The organism is Actinomadura sp. CNU-125 (genome assembly GCF_001942465.1).
Taxonomy (GTDB): Bacteria; Actinomycetota; Actinomycetes; order Streptosporangiales; family Streptosporangiaceae; genus Spirillospora.
This window is the reverse complement of the sequence record NZ_MKJY01000036.1, coordinates 1-23,961: the sequence shown is the minus strand read 5'-3', so window position 1 is coordinate 23,961 and position 23,961 is coordinate 1. Positions and strand designations below refer to the sequence as shown.

Genomic DNA, 23,961 nt, shown 5'->3' with positions numbered 1-23,961 from the left:
GTGTTGCCCTTATCCGGCCGCTCATAAGGCAACACGCCGCAGGTCAACGAAAACGGGCCCGGCTAGAGCGCGGCGGCGACGCGGGCGCGGTGCTCGGCGGGGGTGCCCCACGCCGAGTGCAGCGCCCGCGCCTTGCGGATCCACAGCGACGGGTCGTACTCGTCGGTGTAGCCGATCGCGCCGTGCACCTGCAGTGCGATCTTCGCGGCGCCGTAGCACGCGTCGGACGCGGCGACCTTCGCCGCCGCGACGTCCCGCCCGAACTCCGGCGTTCCGTACGCGAGCGCCGCCCCGTACAGCAGCGGACGGGCGAACTCCAGCTCGACCATCGCGCCCGCCAGATGGTGCTTGACCGCCTGGTACTCGCCGATCGGACGGCCGAACTGCTGCCGCGTCTTGGCGTACTCGACCGTCACCTCCAGCAGCGCCCGGCCGACGCCGAGCTGCTGCGCCGCGCACATCAGCACGCCGAAGTCGGGCCGTTCGGCCGGGGCCCCGCCGTCGACGCGGAACAGCCGCCGCGCCGGGTCGAGCGAGGTCAGCGGGCCGCCGGAGGCCCGCGCGCGCGTCCCGTCCGTCCCGAGGACGGCGTCGGCGGCGCGGCGTCCAGCGCGTGCGGGACGCCGAGCGTCACCATCGCCGTGCCCGCGGCGATCCCGGCGAGGAGCTCCGCGCCGCCCGAACGGGCGAGCAGTTCGGCGGCGGCGAGCGTCTCGACGTACGGGCCGGGCGCCGCCGCGCGTCCGACCTCCTCCATCGCCGCGACCAGCTCGACCGGCAGCAGGCCCGCGCCGTCGTGCTCCTCGGGCACGGCCACCGCGAACAGCCCCGCCTCGGCGAGCGCCGACCACAGCGCGCGTCCCGGGCCGTGGTCCCCGGCCGCCCACGCCCGGACGGTCTTCGCGGTGCCGGCCTCGGCGAGCAGCCGCCGCAGCGTCCCGGCGAACATCCGCTGCTCTTCGGACAGGACGAACTTCATCGTGCCCCCCTCGGCAGGCCGAGCAGCCGCTCGGCGATCACGTTCCGCTGGATCTCGTTGGTGCCCGCGTAGATGGGGCCGGCGAGCGAGAACACGTAGTTCTCCAGCCATTCCGACTCCAGCTCGCCGTCCGCGCCGAGCAGGTCCAGCGCGGTCTCGTGCAGTGCGACGTCCAGCTCCGACCAGAAGATCTTGTTCAGGCTGGACTCGGCGCCGATGTCGTCGTCGCGGGAGACGGTCTCGAAGCCCTTCAGCCGGTACGCCCGGGACCGGATCCACGCGTCGGCGACGCGGTCGCGCAGCGCCGTGTCGGACGGGTGGCGCGCTCCTTCCACAGCTCGACGAGCCGTTCGGTCGCGGCGGTGAACCGGCCGGGGGAGCGCAGCGTCAGCCCGCGCTCGTTGCCCGCCGTGCTCATCGCGACGTTCCAGCCCTTGCCTGGCTCGCCGATGACGTCGGCGTCCGGGACGAACACCCCGTCGAGGAACAGCTCCGCGAACGCGGGCTTGCCGTCGAGCCGTCCGATCGGCCGGACGGTCACGCCCTCGGCGTCCAGCGGGAACATCAGGTACGTCAGGCCGCGGTGCCGCTCGCTGTCCGGATCGGAGCGGAACAGCCCGAAGCCCCGGTCGGCGAACGCCGCCCGCGAACTCCACGTCTTCTGCCCGTTCAGCAGCCAGCCGCCGTCCGTCCGGGTGGCGGTGGCGCGCAGCGCGGCCAGGTCGCTGCCCGCGCCGGGCTCCGACCACGCCTGCGCCCAGATCACCTCACCGGCGGCCATGGGCGGCAGGACGCGCGCGAGCTGCTCGGGCGTCCCGTGCTTCATGAGCGTCGGGGCGAGCAGGTTGATGCCGTTCTGGCTGACCCGGCCCGGCGCGCCCGCCGCGTAGTACTCCTCCTCGAACACGAGCCACTGCAGGACGGACACGCCCCGGCCGCCGTGCTCCACCGGCCACGACACCACCGACAGCCGGTCGGCGCCGAGCGTGCGCTCCCACTCGCGGTGCGCGGCGAAGCCCTCTTCGGTCTCCAGCGACGGCAGCGGCTCGGCGGGCACGTGCTCGGCCAGCCACGCCCGCACCTCCGCGCGGAACTCCTCGTCCGCCGTCCCGAACTCAAGATCCATTGGAAGCCGCCTTCATGCTCTTGGCGTTCTGCCCGGCCAGCGAGTCGACGCCGGTCTCCGCGTTGTGCGCGTGCGCGAGGTGGTGCAGGCCGAACACCGAGTCCATCCCGGTCTGCATGCCCTGCAGGTCCTCGGCCTGGTTCACGGCCTTCTTCGTCAGCGCGAGGCCCATCCGGGGCATCCCCGCGATCCGGTCGGCGAGCGCGAACGTCTCGTCCTCCAGCGACTCGCGCCCGACCACGCGGTTGACCCAGCCGAGTTCGTGCGCGCGCGCCGCCGTCATGCGTTCGCCCGTGTAGAGGAATTCCTTCGCGATGCGCGGCGGCATCACCCACGGGTGCGCGAAGTACTCCACGCCCGGGATGCCCATCCGCACCACGGGGTCGGCGAAGAAGGCGTCCTCGGACGCGACGATCAGGTCGCACACCCACGCCAGCATCAGGCCGCCCGCCACGCAGGCGCCCTGCACCGACGCGACCATCGGCTTCGGGATCTCCCGCCACCGGCGGCACATCCCGAGGTAGACCTCCGACTCGCGCGCGAACCGGCTCTCCGCGCCCGACTTGCCCACGTGGTCCCACCACAGCCCCGCCCGGCGCGGGAAGCTCTGGTCGGCGTCGCGTCCCGGCGTGCCGATGTCGTGCCCGGCCGAGAAGTGCGGCCCCGCTCCGGCGAGCACGATCACCTTGACGTCGTCGTCCTCGGCCGCCCGGTAGAACGCCTCGTCGAGCGCGTAGGTCATCGCGGAGTTCTGCGCGTTGCGGTACTCCGGCCGGTTCATCGTCACCACCGCGACGGCCCCCCGCCGCGCGTACTCGACCACCATGATCGCCCTCCCTTCTTTCTAACAACTGTTTGGTAGAGTACGCGGCCGGACGCCCCCGCTGTCGACCCCCTCCCGCCGACCGGGACTCCGCCCCCGACGCCGTCCGGAATCAGCCTGGTCGAGCGGCGCGGACGGTTTATACCAAGTTTTCTCGTATAAACTGGCGGGATGGGCAAGCGCGATCTCGTCGACCCCGAACCCGGGGCGCCGCTCGGGGACAGCCGCACCGCCGTGCTGGAGGTGCTGCGCGGCTACGGCCCGCTGGGCGTGCGGGAGGCCGCCGAACGCACCGGCCTGCACTTCAACACCGTCCGGTTCCACCTGGACGGCCTCGTCGACGCGGGCCTCGCGGAGCGGGCCGCCGAGGAGCGCGGCCGTCCCGGCCGTCCCCGCGCGCTGTACCGGGCCGTGGACGCCGACGAGGGCGTGCGCAGCTACCGGCTGCTGGCCGAGATCCTCACCAGTCTCGTCAAGGGCACCATGCCGGACCCGGCGGAGGCGGCGCTGGAGGCGGGCCGCGCCTGGGGCCGCTACCTGGCCGAACGGCCCGCGCCGTTCGAGCGGATCGACGCCGAGGAGGCGACGCGGCGGCTCGCCGCGTTCATGTCGGGCATCGGGTTCGGGACGCGCCCGGAACCCGACCCGGACGCGCCCGCGATCCGGCTGGTGCACTGCCCCTTCCGGGAGATCGCCGCCGGGAACCAGGACGTCATCTGCACCCTGCACCACGGTCTGATGCAGGGTGCGCTCGCCCAGATGGAGGCGCCGGTCACCGCGACGGGGCTCGAACCGTTCGTGGAACCGCACCTGTGCATCGCCCGCCTCGGCCCGAAGCCGCCGGAGTCGGAGGACGCCGGGGAGGACGCCGGGGAGGACGGCCGGGCGGACGGTCAGGCGCGCCCGATCCGGACCCGCCACACCTCCGGCCCCGACTCCAGGTAGTCCCACGTGAACCGGCCGGTGTGCTCGGCCGCGAACTGGTAGTACAGCGGCTTCGGGTCGTGGTCGTTGACGAGGACGAACGCCGCGCCGTCCGGCAGCGCGCCGTAGGCCGCGAAGATCTGCTCGTGCCGCTGCGCGGGGACGAGCGCGCGGACGTCCAGCTCGCCGTCCACGACCTCGGCGGACGCGCCGGGCGTGCCCGGGTCGTCGTGCCCGCCGCACGTGCAGTGCCCGCCGCAGCCGGACCCGCCGAGCACCTCCCGCATCCCGGCGAGCAGCCCGCCGAGATCGATCCCCGCCTCGACGAGGAGCGGGAGCAGGACCTCGTTCTCCTTGTCCAGATGCGCCTGGAACAGCGCGTTCAGCGCGCCGGCGGCGGCGGTGACCTCGCCGGGCGTCCGCGCCTCGTTCAGCTCGACGATCAGGTCGCGCAGCCGGAGGTGCTCGCGGGCCATCGCCGCCACCAGCGGCTTCCCGGACGGCAGTTCCGCCGCCGCCCGGTACAGGGTCTTCTCCTCGGCGGCGGCGTGCGGGAGCACCTCGGACGCGCAGAACTCGACGAGCCGCGCCTGCCGCTCGGCGGGGGAGACGAGGCGGTCGGCGGAGCGCGCGATGGTGACGGCGTGGTCGGCCATGGTGCGGCCGAGCCGCCCGTGGTGGTCGAGGATCGCCCGCACCGTCTCGTCCTGCGGTTCGGTGGACGCCGGGCGTTCCGTGGACGGGGTCGTGGTCATGTCTGCTCCTCAGATTCCGCCGGTGCGCTACCGGGCTGTTTTTCACAGTACTAATTGTATTTATACTTCCTCACATGAGAACCCGCGAAGGGGGCGGCGTGGCCCTGCACCGGCTGCCGCTCGCGGCCGGTGCGGCCCTGTCGCTGCTGGCCGGGCTGTGGGGCGCGCTCGCCCTGCTCGGCCTCCCGGTACCGCTGCCACGTGCGGCGATGGCCGGGCAGCACGGGCCGCTGATGGTCTTCGGGTTCCTCGGGACGCTCATCTGCCTCGAACGCGCCGTCGCGCTGGACCGTCCGTGGGCCTACGCCGCCCCGGCGCTGTCCGGCCTGGGCGCGGTCGCCGCCGCCACCGGCCCCGCACTGCCCGGACGCCTGCTCCTGACCGTCGCGGGCGGCTGGCTCGTCGCGATCTACGTCACTCTTTCGGGCCGCCGCACCGGCCGCGATCTCGCGATCCAGACGGCCGGGGCCGTCGCCTGGTACGCGGGCGGACTGCTCTGGCTCGCGGGCCGCCCGGTCCGCGACCTGGTGCCCTGGCTGGCCGCGTTCCTCGTCCTGACGATCGCCGGGGAACGGCTGGAACTCGCGTCGTCGCCTTCCTGGCCCGCCGCGCGTCCGACGGGCCGGTCGCCGCGGCCGTCCTGATCGGCGCGGGCGCCGCCGTGTCGGCGGCGTGGCCCGGCCCCGGCTGGCGCCTCGCCGGATTCGGCATGCTCGTCCTCGCGGGATGGCTGGCCGTGCACGACGTCGCCCGCCGCACCGTCCGGGGGACCGGCCTGCCCCGCTACGCCGCCGCCTGCCTCCTCGCCGGATACGTCTGGCTGGCGTTCGCCGGGGCGCTCTGGCTCGCCGCCGGACGCCCCGGAGGCGGCGCGTACGACGCCGCGCTGCACGCCGTGTTCCTCGGCTTCACCGTCTCCATGGTCTTCGGGCACGCCCCGGTGATCCTCCCCGCCGTCCTCCGGGTGCGGCTCCCCTACCACCCGGTCCTGTACGCGCCGCCGGCCGTGCTGCACATCTCCCTCCCTCTCCGCGTCGCCGGCGACCTCGGTGACGCGCCCCCCCGTGCGCACGGCGGCGGTGTCCGGGGCGCTGGCGGCGCTGCTGCTGTTCGCGGGCTGCGCCGTCGCCGCCTCCCGCCTCGCCCGCCCGTCGAAGGGACGGCCATGACCTCCGTGGATCTGCAGATCTCGCCGGCGGACGGGCCGAAGCCGCCGCCGCGCCGCCCGCGCGCCGCCCGGCACGCCGCGGCGAACGCGGTCGTCCTCGGCTGGCTGGCCGTGACCGTCCTCACCGTGCTCGCCCACGCCCGGACCGACCTGCCGCCGTGGTCGGCGATCCACACGTTCCTGCTCGGCGCGGTCACCAACGCGATCGTCACCTGGACCGAGCACTTCGCGACCGCGCTGCTGCGGCTCGCGCCGCCGTCCGCCCGGTGGCAGACGGCGCGGCTCGCCGCGCTGACGCCGGAGTGATCGCGGTCCTGGCCGGCGTCGGCACCGGCGCGCCCGCCCTCGCGACGGGCGCGCCGCCCTCGTCGTCGCGACGATCGCCGCGCACGCGTCCGTCCTCGCGGTGCGCGCCCGCGGCGCCCTCGGCGGACGGTTCGCGCACGTCGTGGCCTGGTACGTGGCGTCCGGTGCCGCGCTCGCGGTCGGCGGGACGCTCGGCGGGCTGATGACGTCCGGGACGCTGCCGCCGTCCTGGTACCCGCGGGTCGTGGCCGCGCACGTCCAGGCGAACCTGCTCGGCTGGGTCGGGCTGGCCGTGCTCGGCACCCTGTTCACCCTGTGGCCGACCATGCTGCGCACCCGGCTCGTGGACGCGCCGGCACCGCCGCCCGCCGGTCGCTGCGCGCCGCCGTCCCGGCCGTCGCCCTGACGGTCGGCGGCCTGCTGTGCGACGTCCGGTGGGCGGCCGCCGCGGGCCTGCTGCTGTACGCCGCGCGGTCGCGCTCGCGCTCGTCCCGTTCGTCCGGACGCTGCGGCGGCGCGCCCGCACGGCGCGGCCACGTGGATGCTCGCCGCCGGGACCGGCTGGTTCTCGGCGGCGTCGCCGCCGACGCCGCCGCCGTCGCGACCCGCCCGCCCGGCGAGGTCGCCGCCGCCGTGTCGGACGCGCTGCCGCTCGTCCTCGGCGGGTTCGTCGGGCAGATCCTCGCCGGTGCGCTGACCTACCTGCTGCCGGTCGTGATGGGCGGCGGCCCCGCCGAGCTGCGGGCGAACATCGCGCTGCTGGAACGGTGCTGGATCGTCCGGGTCGCGGCGCTGAACGCGGCCGCGCCCCTGACCGTCCTGCCCCTGCCGGGCTGGGCGCGGTTCGCCGCGTGGACGGTCGTGCTCGCGGCGCTCGCCGCGTTCGTGCTGCTCGCCGCCGCCGTCGCGGACCGCTCCCGGACGGGCGTGCGGCGGCCGTCCCCGGCCGTCGCGGGCGTGACCGCCGGGGTGCTGCTCAGCGCGTTCGCCGTCGCGGTCGCGGTGACGCCGGGACGGGCGGCGCCCCGCCCCTCGCCGCGCCCGTCGCCGCCACCGGCACGCGCGTCGTGGACGTCACCCTCGCCGACATGCGCGTCCGCCCCGCGGCGATCGAGGCGCCGCGCGGCACCCGGCTCGTCCTCAACGTCACCAACCGGGACTCCATGCCGCACGACCTGCGGTTCGCCACCGGCGAGGCCACCCCGATGCTCGACGCCGGCGAGAGCGCCACGCTCCGGCTGGAGCCGCGCGCCGCGCGTCGACGGCTGGTGCACCGTCGTCGGCCACCGCGCCGCCGGGATGACGATGCGCATCGAGCCGACCGGCGGCGGCGAGCCCGCCGTCCCGTCCGGGGGGACGTCGGGGCACGCCGGGCACGGCACGTCCGGCGGGCCCCTCGACCTCGCCGCCCCGATGTCCCCCGGCTGGCGCCCGTACGACGCCGCCCTGAAGCCCGCGCCCGCGCGACCGAACACCGCGTCGAGCTGCACGCGGTCCAGAAGGTCCTGGAGGTCGCGCCGGGCGTGCGGCAACGCATGTGGACGTTCGGCGGGACGGTCCCCGGGCCCGTTATCCGCGGGAAGGTCGGCGACGTCTTCACCATCACGCTCGTCAACGACGACGCGATGGGGCACGGCATCGACTTCCACGCCGGATCGATGGCGCCGGACGCGCGATGCGCACCATCGCGCCGGGCGAGAGCCTCACGTTCCGCTTCCGCGCCGACCGTGCGGGCGCGTGGCTGTACCACTGCTCGACGATGCCGATGCTCCAGCACATGGGGAACGGCATGTACGGCGCGGTGATTATCGACCCGCCCGACCTGCCCGAGGCCGACCGCGAGTACGTCCTGGTGCAGAGCGAGCTGTACCTGGGCGCGCCGGGCGGCGCCGAGCAGGTCGCCAAGCTGCGCGAGGGGCGCCCGGACGCGTGGATGTTCAACGGCACCGCCGCAGGCTACGACCACGCGCCGCTCCGCGCCCGCACGGGCGAGCGCGTCCGCGTCTGGACGGTCGCCGCCGGGCCGAGCGAGGGCACCGCGTTCCACATCGTGGGCGCCCGGTTCGACACCGTCTACCGGGAGGGCGCCTACCGGCTGCGGCGCGACGACCCCGGCGGCGCCCAGGTGCTCGACCTGGCCCCCGCCCAGGGCGGTTTCGTCGAGACCGTGTTCCCGGAGCCGGGGCACTACCCGTTCGTCGACCACGGGATGCGGCGCGCCGAAGCGGGCGCGCACGGCGTCTTCGAGGTGACGGATTGACCCTGCGGACGGTAGCTCATCGTGGAACGTCTCCCTTTACCGGGATTCGCCCGTTACGCTGCGCCGGGTGGGCCATCAAGAGTTCTATACGACGCTCGCCCAGGTATTCCCGGTGCTCCTTCTCGCGCTGCTCTGGGACTCCCGGTATCTGGAGCGGCTCCGCGAACAGGAACGCCGGAGCCGCGACGCCGACCCCGTCGACGGAGTGCGTTTCTGGACGAAGGGGCGCGTCCGCGCCTACACGATCCTTCTGGCCCTGCTGAACATCTCCGGACTGGGCGCGACGGTCCTCGCGCTCTCCGGCCTCTACGGCGACAGCGTGCCACTGCGGACGGGCCTGTCGCTCGTCCTGATCACCAGCCTGGTGACCCTGTTCATCCGCGTCTGGGGCCAGGTCACCTGGGCCACCCGCGAGCCCGCGCGGCCCGTGTCGAACGACGACGACTGAGACCCGCCCGGTCCGGGGCCCGGGCGGCCGAGCGCGCCGCCGCCACGGGAGCCGGTTCCGTGCTGCTGCGGCGAGGCCCGCCGCGTGGCCTGTTCAGGCCAGCGCGAGGCGCGACCGGACGTCCCGTCCGTGCGTCCGACGCGAGCGGCCCCGGCCGGACGCCTGCGCACGGGCGCGGCGGCGTCCCGTCCGGGGCGCGTAACCGCAGTTCAGGAACGGTAAATGTGCCGATCGCGGTATTCGGCGCGCCCTCCCGACCCCGAAGGGGAGCATCGGCGTCCGCCGGTTCCACCCGGCGACGCGAAACGCGCGTTTCCGGCAGATCGTGAACTACAAGTATTAACCGTCACGTGAGGATTGCCGGTCATTAACGAGGTATTCTCATGGCCCCACATGGGGCTCTTTCGGGGAGAGAACGGGGAGAGTTGTTGGGCGGGTACCGGGCCGAGGGGCCGCAGGACGCGGCCGAGCGAACGCGGGTACGGCACCTGCTGGTCCTCCTCCCGGGCATCCTGGGGAGTTCGCTGCGCCGCGAGGGCAAGGTCGTCTGGGGCCTTTCGGCGGACATGCACGCCCCCATCCGGAACCCCGAACTGCTCGCGGCCGGATACGACGCCCTCTGCGACCCCGAACACGACGACGGCGTGCGGCCGGACGGCCTGCTGTCGGTGCCCGTCCCGTACCTGTCCAGGGTGCTCGGCCCGTACGGGGCGCTGCGGCGCGAACTGCACCGCCGGTTCGAACTCGACGACCTCAACTACCTGGAGTTCCCCTACGACTGGCGCCGTCCGGTGGCGGTGAACTCGGCCCGGCTCGCCCGCGCGATCCGTGCCCGGCGGGCCGCGCTCGCCGAACACGTACCGGACCCGCGCGTCGTCATCGTCGCGCACAGCATGGGCGGCCTCGTGGCGACGCACTACCTGCGGCACCACGACGACGACGGCGACTGCCACCGGATCATCACCGTCGGCACGCCCTTCCGCGGCTCGGTCAAGGCCCTCGACTACCTGGTCAACGGCCCGAACTTCGGCCCCCGGCGGCTGCGCGGCCTCGCCGAGACGCTCCGCGACGTCCCGGGCGTGTACGACCTGCTGCCGATGTACCGGACGGTCGCCGACCGCCGGTCCGGCCGCACCGGCGAGGCCGTGCGCCCCGCCGAACTCGTCGACGGCCTCGACCTCGACGCCGCGCGCGTCCGCGCGTCCCGCGACTTCCTCGCCGACCTGAACGCGCCGCACGAACGGTCGTGGCTCGTCCACCCCCTCGTCGGCTACGGACAGCGCACCCTCCAGCAGGCGACGCTCCGCGCGGGCGGACGCCTGAAGTGCTCGAAGGACGCCGACCTTCTCCCGCCCGAGTACACCGCGCGCGACGGCGACGGGACCGTCCCGGTGGTGTCGGCCCGTCCGGGCGCCCGCGAAGGCGTCGTCGTCGGCTATGGCAACGACAGCCACAACGGGCTCGTGGACGGCGGGAGGAGCGCCGACCGGATCGCGCTGATGCTGACCGACGTCCTGGACGGGCTCGACGAGGAGGACCCCGCGCTCGCACCCGGCGGCGTCCTGCCCCCGCCCGGCCACGACCCGGGCGTCCCGCGTGCCGGACGGCGGCTGTCCCTCGACGTCGACGAGCTGTACCCGGCCGAGGGGACGGTCCGCGTCACGGGACGCGCGGACGGCCACCCGCCCGACGCGAAACTGTGGGCCCGGCTGTCCGGGATCCCGAACGCTGCGGGTCCGGCGGACGTCGGTGCGGACGGCACGTTCCGCTTCGACTTCGGCACTGTCGAACCGGGCGTCCGCACCCTGTCGGTCGCCGACACCCCGGAGGGCCCCGCCGCGATCAACGACGTGATCGAGGTGGCATGAGCGACTGGGAACCATGGAATTTCAGAGAGCCGTGGCGACTGGCGCACTACGTGCAGAAAGTGGACCTCGACGGTGACGAGATGCTCTCGGGAGGTCGGCAGGCCCGGCCGTCCGACCCGGGCGGGCTCACGCGCCACCTGTACGAGCGCATGCTGGAGCTTGAACTCGGTTACGACACCTGCTTGACGAATGCCAAGGGCACGGGGCAATACGTCCGGCAGCCCTACAGGGTGGTCGCGTCAAAGAGGGCCGGAACCTGTCTCGACCTTTCCCTTCTGTTCGCTGGGCTGTGCCTGGCGGCCGGTCTGCGGCCGGCGGTCACCGTGGTGAACTACGGCCGGGGGCTGGGCAGGCATGCCCTCGTCCTGCTGCCGGACGTGCAGGTCGGCGCGCAGCGGCTCCGGGGGCCCGGGCTGGACGTGTTCGACGGGCACGGCCTCTGGACCCCGGACGCGGCCACCCTGCGGGAGGCGATCACGGGCGGGCCGTGGACGGCCGTCGAGACGGTGTCGCTCACCGGGCACGACGGCGGCCCGTACACGTTCGAGGTCGCCTGCGAGAACGGGCTTGGCGCGATCGGCGGTGCGCAGAAGATCGAAGCCGTCGACGTCGGCGCTCTGGAGAGCGAGTACCCGCCCTACCGGGTGAGCGTCCCGCTCGCGAACCGGCATCCGCTGTCCCGGCCCCCGGACGAACCGCTCGCCTATGCCGAGAAGGCCGACGCGGAGATCCGGCGCAGATATCCCCGCGCGCGACTGCCGCCGGTTCTGGACGTGCCGCACCTGGAGGCGGCACGCGACACGGCCACCGACGCGGACGCCGATCTCATCCGGGCTTTGATCACCGCCCTGAAGGCCAAGCGGGTGTTCGACGCCGTCGGCGGAGGCTCCCCGAGACTGGAGGAGTTGCATCTGCACTTCTTCGAGGCCGCGTCCGCACACGTAGGGGCCGAGTCGGGGGACGTCTTCCTGGCGGAGGCGGCCCTCAAGCCACCGAACCCGGGGCTCGGCATCCTCGCGCGGTTCGTGCTGAGCGTCGCCCATGGCAACGGCGTCGGAACCGAGAACCCGACGCTCGTCGAATGGCTTCGCAGGCAGGGCGAACAGCGGGAGAACGTCGACGACTATCTCCGGACCCGCCAGGAGAGACATTGGGCGATCATCCACATCGGTGGCCCCGAGCCGGTCGGGCCGGACACCCGCGGCGGCGATGGTGCGTCCGAATCCGTGAAGATCTCCATGGAGGTGCGTCCCGCCATCACCGCAGGGCGCATCACGCCCCAGATCTGCGCACCGGAGGACATTCCCGCCACGCTCGGCCGACTCGTCGATGACCTGTACCTGACGCTGGACGGCCGGGAGGTCCTCGTCGACCTGGTGGCGCCGCGACGTTTCCTCGACCGGAAGTACGAACGACTGAGCAAGGCCGTGCGGCGCAAACGGCATCGTCCGCGACTCCGCTGGTACGGACACGTCTGGGACGAGACCCAGATGAGGCAGCAGCGCGAGCGTTACGACCTGGCGAACTGGCAGCAGGACCCGATCCCGGTCCCGGACGACGTCGCGCTCGGCCGGCGTGCGCTCGACGACTGGCTGTGGGAGACCAAGGTCGTGCAACGACCGGTCGTGATCGCCGGTTCGGGCGAGGGGTCCCGGGACCTCCTGCAGGGTCTGCTCAGCGAAGGCTGCGGCCACATCGTCTGGTTCGCCGCCGGTGACCAGCAGGCGGCCGAGCCCGCGACGCTGCAGGCGTGGAAGGAGTTCGACTCCTCCAATCGCAAGACGTTCTTCCCCGACGAGCTGATGGGCGCGTCGGTGGACTCGGCGTCGATCATCTGGAACGACCCGGACGGCCGATCCCGTTTCCGCCTGCCCGAACACAGGACGCCGAAAGCTCCCCGCAGACTACGGGGCACGTCGAAGAGGAAAATGGGATGAGCTGGTCGATCTTCGAGGGGGACGGGGAGCCGCGACGTCCCGCCCGGCGCCTGGGCGAGAAGGAGCGGCCGCCCGCCTGGACGCAGCTGCCGGAGCCGCCCTCCTGGCGCGGCCGGACGGAACCGCTGCCGTTCGTCATGCCGGAGGAGCTGCGCCAGGCGGTCAACGCCGCCCTCCGCCTGCGGCGCCCGCTGCTGCTGAAAGGCCCGGCCGGGATGGGCAAGTCCTCGGTCGTGGACGTCATCGCCCGCGAGCTCGAACTCGGCCCTGTGCTCCGCTGGCACATCACGTCCAAGAGCGTCGTCGGCGACGGGCTCTACCAGTACGACGCCCTCGACCGGCTGCACGCGACGCAGATCGAGGGCGACGGCTCGGACGCCGCCATCGAACGGTTCGTCAAGCTCGGCCCGCTCGGCACCGCCCTCGCCGACCGGACGAGTCCCCGGGCGGTCCTCGTCGACGAGATCGACAAGAGCGACCTCGACCTCCCCGGCGACCTGCTGAACGTCATCGAGAGCCTGGAGTTCGAGATCCCGCCGCTGCTGCGGAACGCGGGCGGCGGCTTCACGGTGCGCGGCGCCGACGGCGCGGACTACGACGTCGGCGACGGCCGGGTGTCGGCCGCGCCCGAACGCTTTCCCGTCATCGTCTTCACCAGCAACAGCGAACGGACGTTCCCGCCGCCCTTCCTGCGCCGCTGCGTCAGGTTCGAGATGCGCGCCCCCGACGAGGAGCTGCTCACCGAGATCGTCCGAGCGCACCTGAAACGGGAGCCCGACGCGCACCGCGCGGAGATCAAGGCGTTCGCCGACCGGGTCGGCTCGGGCGACCGGCTGGCGATCAACCAGCTCCTGGAGCTCGTCCACCTGGTGACCGGGCACGAGCTGGACGGCGACGAGTACGAGCGGCTGCGCGCGCTGCTGCTCAAGGACCTCACCGACCGATGAGCGAGCGCGGTGCGGACGGGCCCTTCGCGGCCGCCGGGCTGGACGCCAGGCTGCTCGCGGAACTGCTGTGGCTGGCCAGGGACCCGCCGCCCGACGTGCCCGACCGCGCCGAGCGGATCGGCGTCGACGTCGCGTCCGAAGAGCCGCGCGCCGTCGAGCGGCCCGGCACGCGCCCGTCCGGACACGGGACGGGCGACGACGACGAAGGCGCGCCCGCACCGCCGCCGGTCGGCATGTATTCGCCCGCGAGCGGCCGCGATCGGCGAAAGGGCGGCGCGGCCACCGGGGCGCCGATGCGCAAGGTCGCCTTCCCTGGCGCGTCACCGCTCCCCAACGCGATGGAGCTCGCGCGCGCACTCCGCCGGTTCAAGCGGCTGACCCGGCCGGGACGTCCCGAAGTGGACGTCGACGCGACCGTGCAGGCCACGGCCGAAGCCCGCGCCCGCGCGTCCGACGAGCTGATGATCCGGATGCGGCGGCCCCCGATCCGGTCGCTCGACTTCGCGCTGGTGACCGACACGTCGGCGTCGATGCGCGTGTGGCGGCCGCTGTTCGACCGGCTGGAGGGCGTGTTCGCGCAGCTCGGCGCGTTCCGCAGCGTGTCCCGCTGGACACTCGGCGCGGACGGCTCCACGGGCGTGTACCTCGCGGACCCGAGCGGCACCAAGAGCAAGCCGAGCAGGCTGCTCGACCTCTCCGGCTCCCGCATCGTGCTCATCGCGACCGACGCCGTGGCCGAACACTGGTACGACGCGGCGCTCTGGGACGAGATCGACGGCTGGGCGCGCGCCATGCCGACCACGCTCCTGCACATGCTCCCGCCGGACTACTGGCCCGACACCGCCGTCGGCGTCCCGTACACGGCGGCCCGCTGCACCGGGGAACTCTGCCCGAACGACGGATTCGAGGTCGAATGGGGCTGGTGGGCCGAACCGGGACCGAACCCCGCGCTGCCGGTGATCGGGCTGTGCCCCGAGGACTTCGGTCGCTGGTCGGAGGCGCTCGTCTCCGGCACCGCGTGGATCCCGGGCATCACGACCGCCGCACCCGTGATCGACGAAGAACCGGACGATGACGAAGCGGAGATCGACGAGGACGAAGAGCAGGAGATCCTCGTCGACGCGTTCTTCCAGCGCGCGTCCCCGGGCGCGGTCCGTCTCGCGCAGGTGCTGTCCTGCGCGACGACCCTGACGCTCCCGCTCGTCGGTGTCCTCCAGTCGCAACTGGCGAGCGACACCGGCTTGGTCGAACGTGCCGAACTGTTCGTCAGCGGGCTGCTGGAGGAGATCGGCGACGAACTGTACGCGTTCGTCCCGGCGGCGAAGCAGCGCCTCGGCATGGGCCTGTCGGCCCTGGACGAGTGGGACATCAGCCGCGCGGTCAACCGCCACATCGAGAACCGCTACGGCGTCGGCGGCGACTTCACCGCGTTCGTCCGCGACCGCGACGGCGAGGAGGCCGGCGCCTACGTGCGCCCGTTCGCCCAGCTCGCCCGCACCGTCGCCGAGCGGCGCGGCATCACCGCCCCCGAGTGGGCCGAACTCGAAAGCCGCCCGCCGCAGGGACGGCACGTCGTGGTGGACGATCCGCCGCGCGTGCCCGTCGCCGTGGCGTCCGGGCAACCCGCTCTCGTCCCGCGGACGAGAACGGGGCCGCCGGTCGAGATGCTGGCCGAGCAGTTCGCCCGGCTGGAGACCGGCGAACTGCTCACCCTGCTCGACATCGGACAGTCCGGCAGTACCGTCCACCAAGTTCGCCGGGACGAGACGGGCATCCTCCGCGCCACCCGGCAGCCGACCTTCGGCTGGGCGGACCGCGGCGTGTCACACCGGATCGAGCAGGTGTCCGGAACCGGTGACGTCTTCGTACTGGCCACCACCACGTCGGAGACCGGCCTGGCGAGTGCGGCCAGGCGCGCGCTGCCGGGACTGCGGCCCGACGCCGCCGACCTCGCCATGCCGGGCGCGTCGCTCGGCGCCGTACTGCGGGAGGCGGTCGACCTGGAGCCGATCCGCCAGCCGTACGGGATGTTCGCGCTGAGGAAGGAACTGGGTTGGGGAAGCCGGGTTTTTTCCGAGACACAACCGATCTTCCCGGCTGGTTCGTCCCGGGGCGACACCACGGAACTCCTCCTGGAGATCTGGCCGAGCGATGAGCACGGAACGATGCTCGTGATCACCGCGGAGGCACCGGACGGAACGAAGCGGCCTGTGTCGTCCCGGTCGGTGAAGGTGCCACCCGGCAGGTACCGCGTGACCGCAGAACTGGCGGGGCCGGGGAAGGTCAGGTTTCTGGGGCTCCCGGAAGGTGAACCCGGCGAGTTCGCATCGGAGCAGATGGACGTCGCGAAAGATCTCGTCTATGTCCCTCTGGGGCTAGCTCATCTGATCTGCGCGTTGGAGTATTCGGGGCCGGAGCGCACCTGGTGGACGAACGTGTGGATCGAATCCGCCAGGTCGTGAACCTGCTCAAGAGAGAGGTCGGCGGCAATCTCCGAGTGTCACTGTTCCTTTACGGTGCCCACCTGTATCGGTACCGGGTCGAGGATGATCCGCCGGTCGGACGGTGGGCATGGCAGGTCGGGGCGGAGGAGGCGCTCGACCACCTCGATGATCTCGCGGATCTCTCTCGCTTTCCGGACGGTAATCCGAACGGCGCGATGGTCGAGGACATGCTCACGCACGTCCAGCAGGCGCTGGTGGGGGTGGAACACTTCGAGCGTACGGCGCTGCTGACGGTCGGGAGCCGCCCTCCGCATCCGGCCAGCGTGCATCCTTCGGAGGTGCTGCCGTGCCCCCGTGGCCATGACTGGGCGGAGGAGATGACCAGGTTGGAACGCCGGAGGATTTCGTTCGCTGCGATCTATGATCGTCCAGCGAGCGGGGGCAGAGGCGCCCGCGAGGCTTGGAGGCGTCTCGGCGGGGGACGGCCCTTCTGGCTGAGCTTCGTCGATGCGGCCGACGTCTGCCGACGGCTACGGCTCATGCCGGACGACGCGCATCGAGCCCCGCTCCCGTTCGTCGTCACCGATCGACGGTGAGCCGACCGGTCAGAACAGCGCCCACGCCAGTGACGCCACGGCCAGGCCGGAGAAGAAAGAGGCCGCGACCATCCATAACCGTGAGTTCTTCTCGCCCTTCCGCGACATGCGGGACCCGACCCTCGACGCGTACTTCAACAGCAACCTCCTTTCCTCTTCGGCTGCCTCACCGCCGCCTTGGCCCCCGTCTGCCCCCGGCCCCGGCCCCGGCCCCATGCCCGTGCCCGCGTTCGGGACGGGACGTGGCGTGAGTGCGTCCTCCATGAGCTTGCGGAGCTCGTTCGGCATGTGCGGGAAACTGAGGAAGTTGCGGAAGTACGCCTCGGTGAGCGTCTCGCCCGCGTCCGGAACCTTGTGGAGCGACAGGGCGGCGAAGACGAGCGCCGGTGTCGGCGGGTAATAAGGACGGAAGCGGACGATCTGGGCGAACTGGTCACGGTCGAGGGTCGGTCCGAACGCGGCCGACAGGATGTTCCGCAAGGTGGTGTACTGAGTGTAGATCTGCGGGTAGAAACGCGCGATCGGGCCCGCGAAGAAGCCGTTCTCGTAGAGGGCTTCCTGGACGGACGTGTCGTGGCTGCGGGCGGCTCGCGCGTGCAGGACGTCGTAGACGATTTCGAGGACGTCCTTGCGTTCCTGCTGGACGGCGAGTCGTGCGAGGTCCATGTCGCTGATCTTGCCGAGCAGTTCCGTCAGGTCCCACCGCATCCGGATCGCGATGGCCAGCGAGGTGAGCCCGTCTCCGGCGGCCATGCGGGCCATGATGTTCAGCAACCGGGGGGAGACGGCATCGGCGAGGTCCTGTTCGACCGCGTAGAGGCTGTCGCGGTCGACCGTCGGGCCGAAGCCGAGCCGCAGGCACGCCTCGTAGAGACGGTCGAGTTCCTGGTCGTCGCCCCGTCGCGGGCGCAGGGCGAGCAGGCCGCCGTTGACGGCGATGTTCCAGAGGGCGCCGCGTCGGCCCTCGTCGAGGGCGGTGTCCTGGATGCGCTGGAGGCGGGCGACCGCCCCGTCGAAGGAGGCCCCGTCATTGTGGAGTATCGCGTGCTCGCAGGCCCGCAGCGCCTCTTCGGCCTGCCGGAAGCGTTCCTCGTCGTCGGACGGCGGCTCGATGCGGGGTTCGGGCGCCTGGATCTGCGCGCGGAGCAGTTCCAGCGCGTCCCTGGCGACGCCCGTGCTCCATTCGAGGGGCTCGCGCTGGTCGGCGAGCCTGCGGATCACCTCGGCCGCGCGCTCCTCGGTGTCGGCGTGGGCGGCCAGTAGTTCGGCGTACCTGGGCGCGGCGGTGTTCCCCAGTTTGACGAAGCTCGGTACGACGTCCCAGCGGACGGCGTGGGCGTCTTTCCGGCGTGCCGGGTGAACGCCAGCCGGATGCGGCTCTGCGAGGTGCTGCTGACCCAGGTCGCGGCCGACAGTTCGGTGCGCATCCCGTACGGCAGCAGGGACGCCACCGTGTCCAGGAAGCGGAGCCGCTCCAGGTAGGAGGGAACCGGCCCGGACGGGACGATGTGCACGGGCGTGCCCGTCAGCAGCAGTGCGGCCACGCCCATCGCGTGTTCGGTGACTCGCGGGGCGATGGCCTCCGGGCGCAGCACCGGGAGCCGGAGGGCGGGCGCGGCGCCGCCTTCGGGCGGCGGCTGCCACTCGCTCAGCGCGTGGTAGAGCGCCTCGTAGGAGACGGGCCGGGCGAGCCGCGAGTAGGGGAGCGCGCAGTAGTGCGCCATCGCGATCTTGCGTCCGGTGTGGTCGCGGCCGTCCGTCCAGCGCTGGACGGCCATGCCGATGTACGCCTCGCCCTTGGCGTTGCCCCAGCTCAGCGTGACCTGCGGCAGGTCGGTGTGCGTGCCGGTGGAGTACCGCTGCAGGATGCGGGTGAAACCGGCTTCGCTGAGGTTGCCGTCGCTGCAGCGCAGCACCCGGGCCGAGAGGCCGCTGGGTTCCTTGCCCCACAGCGCCCACTCGGGGACGACCTCGATCCGGTCGCTCATCGTGCCGCCCCGTTCATCGTGCCGTCCCGCTCATCATGCCGTCCCGCTCATCGCGCCGCCTCGGGTTCGAGGCCGCTCGGCGCCGCCCCGTCCGCCAGTCGTTCCGCCAGCCAGAGCACCGGCTCCATCACGTTGATGGGGCGGACGCCCGAGCGGATCCGGAACCCGCCGGTCGACTTGTCGTCCGGGACGACGTTCTGGAAGTCGCTCCGGTTGAACCCGCCGACGCCCGGATCCAGGTGGAACCCGACCGCGGACGTCGCGAAGAACTTGATCCGGTCCTCGCGGAAGTAGCGGCTGAGCTTACGCCAGACGAGGTTCGCGGTGCCGGTCGCCGACACCGAGCACAGTTCGCGGAACAGTTCCCGCGCTCCTCGTCGCCGGGGACTCGCGGGAACCCGTACTCGTCGGCGTCGTAGTCGAGGAGGCCGAGGTGTTCGGCGGTCTGCAGCACGCGCACCTCGTCGAACTTGGTGGTGCAGACGGCGACGTGGTGGGGGAGGCGGCCGTCCGCCGGGGCGTCCTCGGCGTTCAGTATCCGCTCCGCCAGCCGGGCCAGCATGCCGTCGAAGCTCTTGTAGGCGTCGCCCACCTTGAACTCGCGGATCGGGTCGAACAGGTAGACGAGGCCGCGGCTCTTGGCGAGGCTCTCCAGCATCGGCTCGCGGTCGCCCATGAAGTCGTTGCTGAACCATTCGCCCGCGGCGTCGTGGATGTCGAGCCCGATCGTGTGCGCGCGCCGTACCGTGCGCCGGTTCCAGGGCCGTCCCTCGCGGTGCACCGTCTCCCCGATGAGCCTCCACTGGTACTGCTCCAGGCCCTCCGTCCGGTCGGGGAACACGCTCTTGTTGGTGAGCGTGCCCGACAGGTCGACCAGGACGTCGGTGGACGCCTCGTTGGCGCCGATCACCCGCCAGTCGACGTCGTCCGCCAGGTTGAGGGCGACGTCCAGCGCGGCGAGGAAGGTCGTCTTGCCTGAACCGGTCGCCCCCCACATCGCGATGTTGTGGTCGGGGGGCGGGCAGTTGCCTCTCGGCTGCCATGCTCGGGTTCGCTCCATCCGTGGGCCGGTCGGGGTCAGGGGGTCTCGTCGAACGGGAAGGGGACGTGCCGCGGTTCGGCGGGGCCGAGGCCGAGCCGGGCGCCGAGGCCCGGCACGTCCACCGCGTCCTGCCCGGCGAGGACGTCCCCGGCGAGCAGCTTCCAGAACGGGTCGGCGCGGCGCGCGGGACGGTCGGTGACGGCGCCGACGGCGAGGCCGGGACGGTGGTGCAGCGTGCGCAGCGCGTCCTGCCAGTCCGCCGCGTCGGGGCACGGCAGGACCTCCGACGCGTGGACGCCGCCGGGTGGCGGCGGCCGGTCGCCGATCAGCAGCAGCGCGGTGCCGGCGCGCCGCGGCGGCGATCAGCCGGCCGGCCTCCGCGAGCGCGCACTCGACGGCGGCGGCGTGCGGGTAGCCGGGGTCGCCGGCGGGTTCGCGGTCGCGCAGCGCGTCCAGCACGCGCAGCGCGTCGTCGGCGGACCGCCGGTCGGCGAGCACCTTCACCGCCGGGGGCGGGCGGCGGACGAACGCGTGCGGCCCGTAGGCGATGAGGGAGACCGCCAGGCCCGGGGCGCCCCCGGCCGCGGCGGACCGCACGAACTGCCCGGCGCGGTCGAGGAGCGCGGCGACCTGTTCGGGCGGGCCCGCCGTCTCGATGGCGCACACCAGGTGGACGTCCGGTGGTGCGGGCGGCAGCCGGTCCGGGACGGCCGCGACGAGTTCGTCCCACGTGCGGTCGTCGCGGACGGGCTCGGTGGGCAGCCCGTGGAAGCGGACCCGGCCGGGCCGCTCCAGTTCGGCGATCACCTCGTAGCGGCCGGGCGGGACGTTCGCGCGCTGCACCGACACGAGCCGGAAGCGGCGCTGCGACCAGGAGATGACGGCGAGCGCGGCGCCGAGTTCGTCGGTCTGGTGGAAGCGCAGGTCGAGTTGCACGGTGTCGTGGCGCCGCGCGTCGACGGTGAACAGCATGCGGCCCTTGAAGCGAAGCGTCCCGTCCGGGTCGGGGACGATCGTGGCGAGCTCGTACAGCTGGGTGAGGGGCTCGTCCGCGATGACCGTGCGCAGGAGTTCGCCGAGCGGGACGTCCGGGGCCATGTGCGTCTGCGCGTCCGGTGCGGCGGCCTGCAGCCAGGCGATGGCCTGCGCGGGCTCCGTACCGTCCGGGAACGTGCAGGCCAGCAGGGTCACGGCGTCGGGGTCGAGGCGTGCCGCCGCGAGGACGCGTTCCTTCACCGGTGCGCCGTCGGCCGAAAGGTCCTCCCAGGTCGCGTTCCAAACGCGGGCCTTGGGCACGTCGGCGGCGTTGCGCTGCACCTGGTAGGTGCTGATTCCGTCGGCGGCGGCCTCCACCACGATCAGGCGATGATGTCCGGAAAGTCCCCTGACCGCCTTGGTGAGGGATTTCTGCAGGTCCTCACCCGGATTGGCCAACGATGACTCCTGTCATTTCCGTTCCCCGTGCCCGCCCTGGCGGGCGCCTCCCGAGTGCCCATGAAGAGCACGCGTCCGCCAGAGCGCACGCATCCCCAGGATTCTTCCCGCTCGTCCGGTTGTCGCTGTCGATTATGGCCTGATCCGGCCATCCGGAATGTCGGGCCCACCCGTTTTCCGGTACTGCGCGGTTACACTAGGCGGTCGTCTGCCGGGGGCGCCCCATCGTCCCCTGCTCGAAACGGGCGAGAGGGACTGGATGCGGCGTTTTCTGATCTCCCTTTCCGGAGCTCGTCCGGAAATCCTCGATCGCTGCCCGTCGGAACGCACGAAGTACGAGGGCATCGGCGGCGCCGTCCTGACCACCTGCGTGCTCGCCGCGCTGTCGATGTGGTTCGCCATCCACAGCGCCCTCGGCGCGAACCCCTTCCTCGCCGCGCCCATCGCGCTCATCTGGGGCGCCGCGATCATGAGCCTCGACCGCTGGCTCGTCACCTCCATCCCGGCGGAGGGCAAGCGCGGCCGGTACGCCGCGCCCCGCATCGTCATGGCCGTCCTGCTGGGCGCGGTCATCTCGACGCCGCTCGTCCTGCAGATCTTCAAGCCCGAGATCGACGCGCGGATCGCCGAGATCAAGCAGGAGCGCAGCGACGAGTTCGCCGACGCACAGCGGACGGGCGAGCTCGGCCGGCAGGTCGCGGCCCTGCAGAAGCAGGTCGGCACGCTGCAGGAGGTCGTCCGTTCGCGCGGCGACGTCCCGCTCGACCCGGCCACCGACCCGGAGATCAAGACGCTGGAGCGGCAGCGCGACGACCAGCAGAAGGTCGTGCAGAAGCACTACGACGAATGGCAGTGCCAGCTCTACGGCGGCCCCGACTGCCCCAACGAGGGGCCGGGGCCCCTCGCGCAGGCGAGCAAAGCCGCCTACGACAAGGCCCGGGAGCGGGCCGCCGAACTGGAAGGGCAGATCGAGGCGCGCAAGAGGGAACTCGCCGCCGGCAGCGAGGCCGCGAAGAGCACCCGATTGCAGCAGGCCACCGCGGAATTGCCGAAGGTCCAGCAGCAGCTCCAGGACGCCCAGCGGCAGCAGAAGATGCTGGAGGACGAGTTCGTTAAGGGCAATGACGGGATGAACGGCCTGCTCATCCGGTTGCAGGCGCTCAGCGATGTGTCCCGCGGCGACGTCACCCTCGTCGGCGTGCGGCTCCTGCTCTTCCTTTTCTTCCTGCTGATCGAATGCCTGCCGGTGCTCGTCAAGCTGATGCTGAAACCCGGCAACTACGACCGCATCCTCGCCCTGGAGGTCAAGCGGGAAATGCGGGAGGCGCGGGCCGAGGCCCGGCCCGTCCCAGCCGGCGGGCTCGCCCGCGGTCCCGACCGGGACCGGTCGGCCACCGGCATCCTGCCGATCTGGCAGCGCAAGGACGAGGAGCAGGACGGCGACGACCTCGACGATCCGGGCATCGCGGACACCCGGGTGACCGGCGGGTTCGCCGACGCCTACTCGCCCCCGCCCCGCGACCGCGAAGGCGACACCGTCCGGAGCAACGGGCTGAACGGCAACGCCGCCGCCGCGGACGAGCCCGGCGAGCCCGCGACGGGCGGCTCCGACGACGAGGCCATCCGCCGGATCTCCGACACCCGGGCCGCCGAGGAGACCCGCGTGAACCCCGACTCGCCCCGCGACGCCGACGGGCAGCCGCTCTACGACGATGACGACTACTGAGCCGTCCTCGCCGGGACGCATCGTCAACGACCGCTACCGGCTGCTGGAGCCGATCGGGCAGGGCGGCATGGGCGAGGTCTGGCTCGCCGACGACACCCTCCTCGACCGGCGGGTGGCGCTCAAGTCGCTGCTGCTCGGCGCCTTCCCCGACGCCCCGGAAATGCGGAAGCGCGCCTTCCGCGAAGCGAAGGCCCTCGCGCGGGTCAGGCACCCCGGGATCGTCGGGATCCACGATGTCTTCTTCGCCGACGACGATCCCTGGATCGTCATGGAGTTCGTCCAGGGTGTTTCGCTCGCCGACCTCCTCGCCGAGCGGGACAGGCTGCCCGAGCGGGACGCCGCCCGCACCGCACTGGCGCTGCTCGACGCCCTCGACGTCGTCCACCGCAACGGCGTCGTCCACCGCGACCTGAAACCGGCGAACGTCCTCGTCGAGGACGACGGCCGCGTCCGCCTCATCGACTTCGGCATCGCCTACGTCGGGGGCGCCTCGCGGGTCACGAGCACCGGCCAGGTCGTCGGCACCGCCGAGTACATGGCTCCCGAACGGATCAGGGACGCCGACCTCGGACCGGCCGCCGACCTGTGGTCCCTCGGTGTCGTCCTGTTCGAGGCGCTCGAAGGGCGCTCACCGTTCCGCCGCGACGGGGGCGCCGACGCTCCGTGGCCGACGCTCTGGGCGGTCATGAACGAGCCGCCGCCCCGTCCCGTCTCGTCCGGCCGCCTCACCGACGCCGTCCTGCGGCTGCTGGAGAAGGACCCCGCCGCACGGCTCACCAGCGAAGACCTGCGCCGAACCCTGCGGACCGTCCTGGCGTCCCGTCCCGGACCGCCCCGAGTCCCGACCGGCGACCGTCCGTTCTTCCGCGGCGGCACGGTCGGCGACGACCCCCCGACCAGGGAAGACCCCCGCCCGCGGGGAGACCGCCGCACACCGGACGGTTCGCGCACCTCGAAGGGCCGCCGCGCTCCCGGCGCGGCTCGCCGTCCGGACGACCGCGGCGCTCCCGGCGACCGCCGCCCCCCGGCGGGCGAGGTCGGCGAGCCGGGGAAGCGGGTGGCGGGGGGCGGGGCGGCGGCGCGTGCGGACGGGTGAGCTCGTGCGGCTGCTCGCGGGGGCGGACGCGGACGAGGCGGCGGCGATGCTCCGGGACGTCCCGCCCGAGATCGTCCGGGACGCGCTGAGCCGG

22 protein-coding genes and 1 pseudogene are annotated in these 23,961 nt (G+C 72.9%); 14 read left to right on the top strand and 9 right to left on the bottom strand.

Annotated elements, in window-relative coordinates; genetic code table 11:
• Positions 1–62: 62 nt before the first annotated feature.
• The 5 genes from BJF79_RS58605 to BJF79_RS05605 form a co-directional block, all read right to left on the bottom strand.
• On the bottom strand, positions 63–461 hold the full coding sequence (locus tag BJF79_RS58605; RefSeq protein ID WP_262401588.1) for an acyl-CoA dehydrogenase family protein: 399 nt from the start codon (positions 459–461) through the stop codon (positions 63–65).
• Positions 462–538: 77 nt separating this feature from the next.
• Positions 539–979 (bottom strand): acyl-CoA dehydrogenase family protein, encoded by a 441-nt coding sequence (locus tag BJF79_RS58600; protein WP_262401587.1) that lies wholly within the window; start codon positions 977–979, stop codon positions 539–541.
• Positions 976–1,314 (bottom strand): acyl-CoA dehydrogenase family protein, encoded by a 339-nt coding sequence (locus BJF79_RS66530; protein ID WP_410050054.1) that lies wholly within the window; start codon positions 1,312–1,314, stop codon positions 976–978. Before BJF79_RS66530 ends, BJF79_RS58600 begins: the two co-directional genes overlap by 4 nt.
• Positions 1,230–2,105, bottom strand: coding sequence for an acyl-CoA dehydrogenase family protein (locus tag BJF79_RS05610; protein WP_410050053.1), 876 nt, complete (start codon positions 2,103–2,105; stop codon positions 1,230–1,232). Before BJF79_RS05610 ends, BJF79_RS66530 begins: the two co-directional genes overlap by 85 nt.
• Positions 2,095–2,931 (bottom strand): enoyl-CoA hydratase, encoded by an 837-nt coding sequence (locus tag BJF79_RS05605; protein ID WP_075895322.1) that lies wholly within the window; start codon positions 2,929–2,931, stop codon positions 2,095–2,097. Before BJF79_RS05605 ends, BJF79_RS05610 begins: the two co-directional genes overlap by 11 nt.
• A gap of 168 nt (positions 2,932–3,099) precedes the next feature.
• On the opposite strand from BJF79_RS05605, the gene BJF79_RS05600 reads away from it, so the two are divergent.
• Positions 3,100–3,873, top strand: a complete 774-nt coding sequence (locus BJF79_RS05600) for a helix-turn-helix transcriptional regulator (RefSeq protein WP_075895321.1) — start codon at positions 3,100–3,102, stop codon at positions 3,871–3,873.
• Here the strand turns inward: BJF79_RS05600 and BJF79_RS05595 are convergent.
• Positions 3,822–4,607: a DUF2249 domain-containing protein gene (locus BJF79_RS05595; protein ID WP_075895320.1), complete on the bottom strand. Its 786-nt coding sequence runs from the start codon at positions 4,605–4,607 to the stop codon at positions 3,822–3,824. The genes BJF79_RS05600 and BJF79_RS05595 overlap by 52 nt on opposite strands.
• Positions 4,608–4,705: 98 nt before the next feature.
• Between BJF79_RS05595 and BJF79_RS57020 the strand changes: the two genes are divergently transcribed.
• The 11 genes and pseudogenes from BJF79_RS57020 (at position 4,706) to BJF79_RS05545 (ending at position 16,581) form a co-directional block, all read left to right on the top strand.
• Positions 4,706–5,251: a hypothetical protein gene (locus BJF79_RS57020; RefSeq protein ID WP_262401586.1), complete on the top strand. Its 546-nt coding sequence runs from the start codon at positions 4,706–4,708 to the stop codon at positions 5,249–5,251.
• A gap of 17 nt (positions 5,252–5,268) precedes the next feature.
• A complete protein-coding gene (locus BJF79_RS57015; protein WP_187356958.1) occupies positions 5,269–6,081 on the top strand; it encodes a hypothetical protein in 813 nt (270 codons plus the stop codon).
• Positions 6,082–6,181: 100 nt separating this feature from the next.
• Complete coding sequence (locus BJF79_RS05580; RefSeq protein ID WP_075895318.1) at positions 6,182–6,487, top strand: hypothetical protein; 306 nt, start codon at positions 6,182–6,184, stop codon at positions 6,485–6,487.
• A gap of 682 nt (positions 6,488–7,169) precedes the next feature.
• Positions 7,170–7,271 (top strand): annotated as a pseudogene (locus BJF79_RS58595) (hypothetical protein); the annotation flags it as partial.
• Positions 7,272–7,756: 485 nt separating this feature from the next.
• Positions 7,757–8,341 carry a multicopper oxidase domain-containing protein gene (locus BJF79_RS58590; RefSeq protein ID WP_262401585.1) on the top strand — a complete coding sequence of 195 codons (585 nt, stop codon included), beginning with the start codon at positions 7,757–7,759 and terminating at the stop codon, positions 8,339–8,341.
• Between the two features lie 67 nt (positions 8,342–8,408).
• On the top strand, positions 8,409–8,789 hold the full coding sequence (locus BJF79_RS05570; RefSeq protein ID WP_143219719.1) for a hypothetical protein: 381 nt from the start codon (positions 8,409–8,411) through the stop codon (positions 8,787–8,789).
• A 428-nt stretch (positions 8,790–9,217) separates the two neighbouring features.
• Positions 9,218–10,657: an alpha/beta fold hydrolase gene (locus tag BJF79_RS05565; RefSeq protein ID WP_075895316.1), complete on the top strand. Its 1,440-nt coding sequence runs from the start codon at positions 9,218–9,220 to the stop codon at positions 10,655–10,657.
• A complete protein-coding gene (locus BJF79_RS05560) occupies positions 10,654–12,594 on the top strand; it encodes a hypothetical protein (protein WP_075895315.1) in 1,941 nt (646 codons plus the stop codon). The genes BJF79_RS05565 and BJF79_RS05560 overlap by 4 nt, the downstream gene beginning before the upstream one ends.
• Positions 12,591–13,541, top strand: a complete 951-nt coding sequence (locus BJF79_RS05555) for an AAA family ATPase (RefSeq protein WP_075895314.1) — start codon at positions 12,591–12,593, stop codon at positions 13,539–13,541. Before BJF79_RS05560 ends, BJF79_RS05555 begins: the two co-directional genes overlap by 4 nt.
• Complete coding sequence (locus BJF79_RS05550) at positions 13,538–16,003, top strand: SAV_2336 N-terminal domain-related protein (RefSeq protein ID WP_075895313.1); 2,466 nt, start codon at positions 13,538–13,540, stop codon at positions 16,001–16,003. The genes BJF79_RS05555 and BJF79_RS05550 overlap by 4 nt, the downstream gene beginning before the upstream one ends.
• Positions 15,967–16,581, top strand: a complete 615-nt coding sequence (locus BJF79_RS05545; protein ID WP_143219718.1) for a hypothetical protein — start codon at positions 15,967–15,969, stop codon at positions 16,579–16,581. Before BJF79_RS05550 ends, BJF79_RS05545 begins: the two co-directional genes overlap by 37 nt.
• A gap of 9 nt (positions 16,582–16,590) precedes the next feature.
• Here the strand turns inward: BJF79_RS05545 and BJF79_RS05540 are convergent, their stop codons facing one another.
• The 3 genes from BJF79_RS05540 to BJF79_RS52815 form a co-directional block, all read right to left on the bottom strand.
• A complete protein-coding gene (locus BJF79_RS05540) occupies positions 16,591–17,802 on the bottom strand; it encodes a hypothetical protein (RefSeq protein ID WP_075895311.1) in 1,212 nt (403 codons plus the stop codon).
• Complete coding sequence (locus BJF79_RS05535) at positions 17,799–18,569, bottom strand: hypothetical protein (protein WP_075895310.1); 771 nt, start codon at positions 18,567–18,569, stop codon at positions 17,799–17,801. The genes BJF79_RS05540 and BJF79_RS05535 overlap by 4 nt, the downstream gene beginning before the upstream one ends.
• 127 nt (positions 18,570–18,696) lie before the next feature.
• Positions 18,697–21,045 carry a hypothetical protein gene (locus BJF79_RS52815; protein ID WP_143219717.1) on the bottom strand — a complete coding sequence of 783 codons (2,349 nt, stop codon included), beginning with the start codon at positions 21,043–21,045 and terminating at the stop codon, positions 18,697–18,699.
• Positions 21,046–21,304: 259 nt separating this feature from the next.
• Here BJF79_RS52815 and BJF79_RS05525 point away from each other — a divergent pair, with 259 nt between their 5' ends.
• On the top strand, positions 21,305–22,771 hold the full coding sequence (locus tag BJF79_RS05525) for a DUF4407 domain-containing protein (RefSeq protein WP_075895308.1): 1,467 nt from the start codon (positions 21,305–21,307) through the stop codon (positions 22,769–22,771).
• Positions 22,758–23,867 (top strand): serine/threonine-protein kinase, encoded by a 1,110-nt coding sequence (locus BJF79_RS05520; protein ID WP_075895307.1) that lies wholly within the window; start codon positions 22,758–22,760, stop codon positions 23,865–23,867. The genes BJF79_RS05525 and BJF79_RS05520 overlap by 14 nt, the downstream gene beginning before the upstream one ends.
• Positions 23,868–23,961: the final 94 nt, after the last annotated feature.

Coding starts and splice junctions, on each gene's coding strand:
- BJF79_RS58605 (WP_262401588.1), bottom strand. CDS start 461: ATGTGCGCGGCGCAGCAGCTCGGCGTCGGCCGGGCGCTGCTGGAGGTG.
- BJF79_RS58600 (WP_262401587.1), bottom strand. CDS start 979: ATGAAGTTCGTCCTGTCCGAAGAGCAGCGGATGTTCGCCGGGACGCTG.
- BJF79_RS05610 (WP_410050053.1), bottom strand. CDS start 2,105: ATGGATCTTGAGTTCGGGACGGCGGACGAGGAGTTCCGCGCGGAGGTG.
- BJF79_RS05605 (WP_075895322.1), bottom strand. CDS start 2,931: ATGGTGGTCGAGTACGCGCGGCGGGGGGCCGTCGCGGTGGTGACGATG.
- BJF79_RS05600 (WP_075895321.1), top strand. CDS start 3,100: ATGGGCAAGCGCGATCTCGTCGACCCCGAACCCGGGGCGCCGCTCGGG.
- BJF79_RS05595 (WP_075895320.1), bottom strand. CDS start 4,607: ATGACCACGACCCCGTCCACGGAACGCCCGGCGTCCACCGAACCGCAG.
- BJF79_RS58590 (WP_262401585.1), top strand. CDS start 7,757: ATGCGCACCATCGCGCCGGGCGAGAGCCTCACGTTCCGCTTCCGCGCC.
- BJF79_RS05560 (WP_075895315.1), top strand. CDS start 10,654: ATGAGCGACTGGGAACCATGGAATTTCAGAGAGCCGTGGCGACTGGCG.
- BJF79_RS05555 (WP_075895314.1), top strand. CDS start 12,591: ATGAGCTGGTCGATCTTCGAGGGGGACGGGGAGCCGCGACGTCCCGCC.
- BJF79_RS05550 (WP_075895313.1), top strand. CDS start 13,538: ATGAGCGAGCGCGGTGCGGACGGGCCCTTCGCGGCCGCCGGGCTGGAC.
- BJF79_RS05535 (WP_075895310.1), bottom strand. CDS start 18,569: ATGAGCGACCGGATCGAGGTCGTCCCCGAGTGGGCGCTGTGGGGCAAG.
- BJF79_RS05525 (WP_075895308.1), top strand. CDS start 21,305: ATGCGGCGTTTTCTGATCTCCCTTTCCGGAGCTCGTCCGGAAATCCTC.
- BJF79_RS05520 (WP_075895307.1), top strand. CDS start 22,758: ATGACGACTACTGAGCCGTCCTCGCCGGGACGCATCGTCAACGACCGC.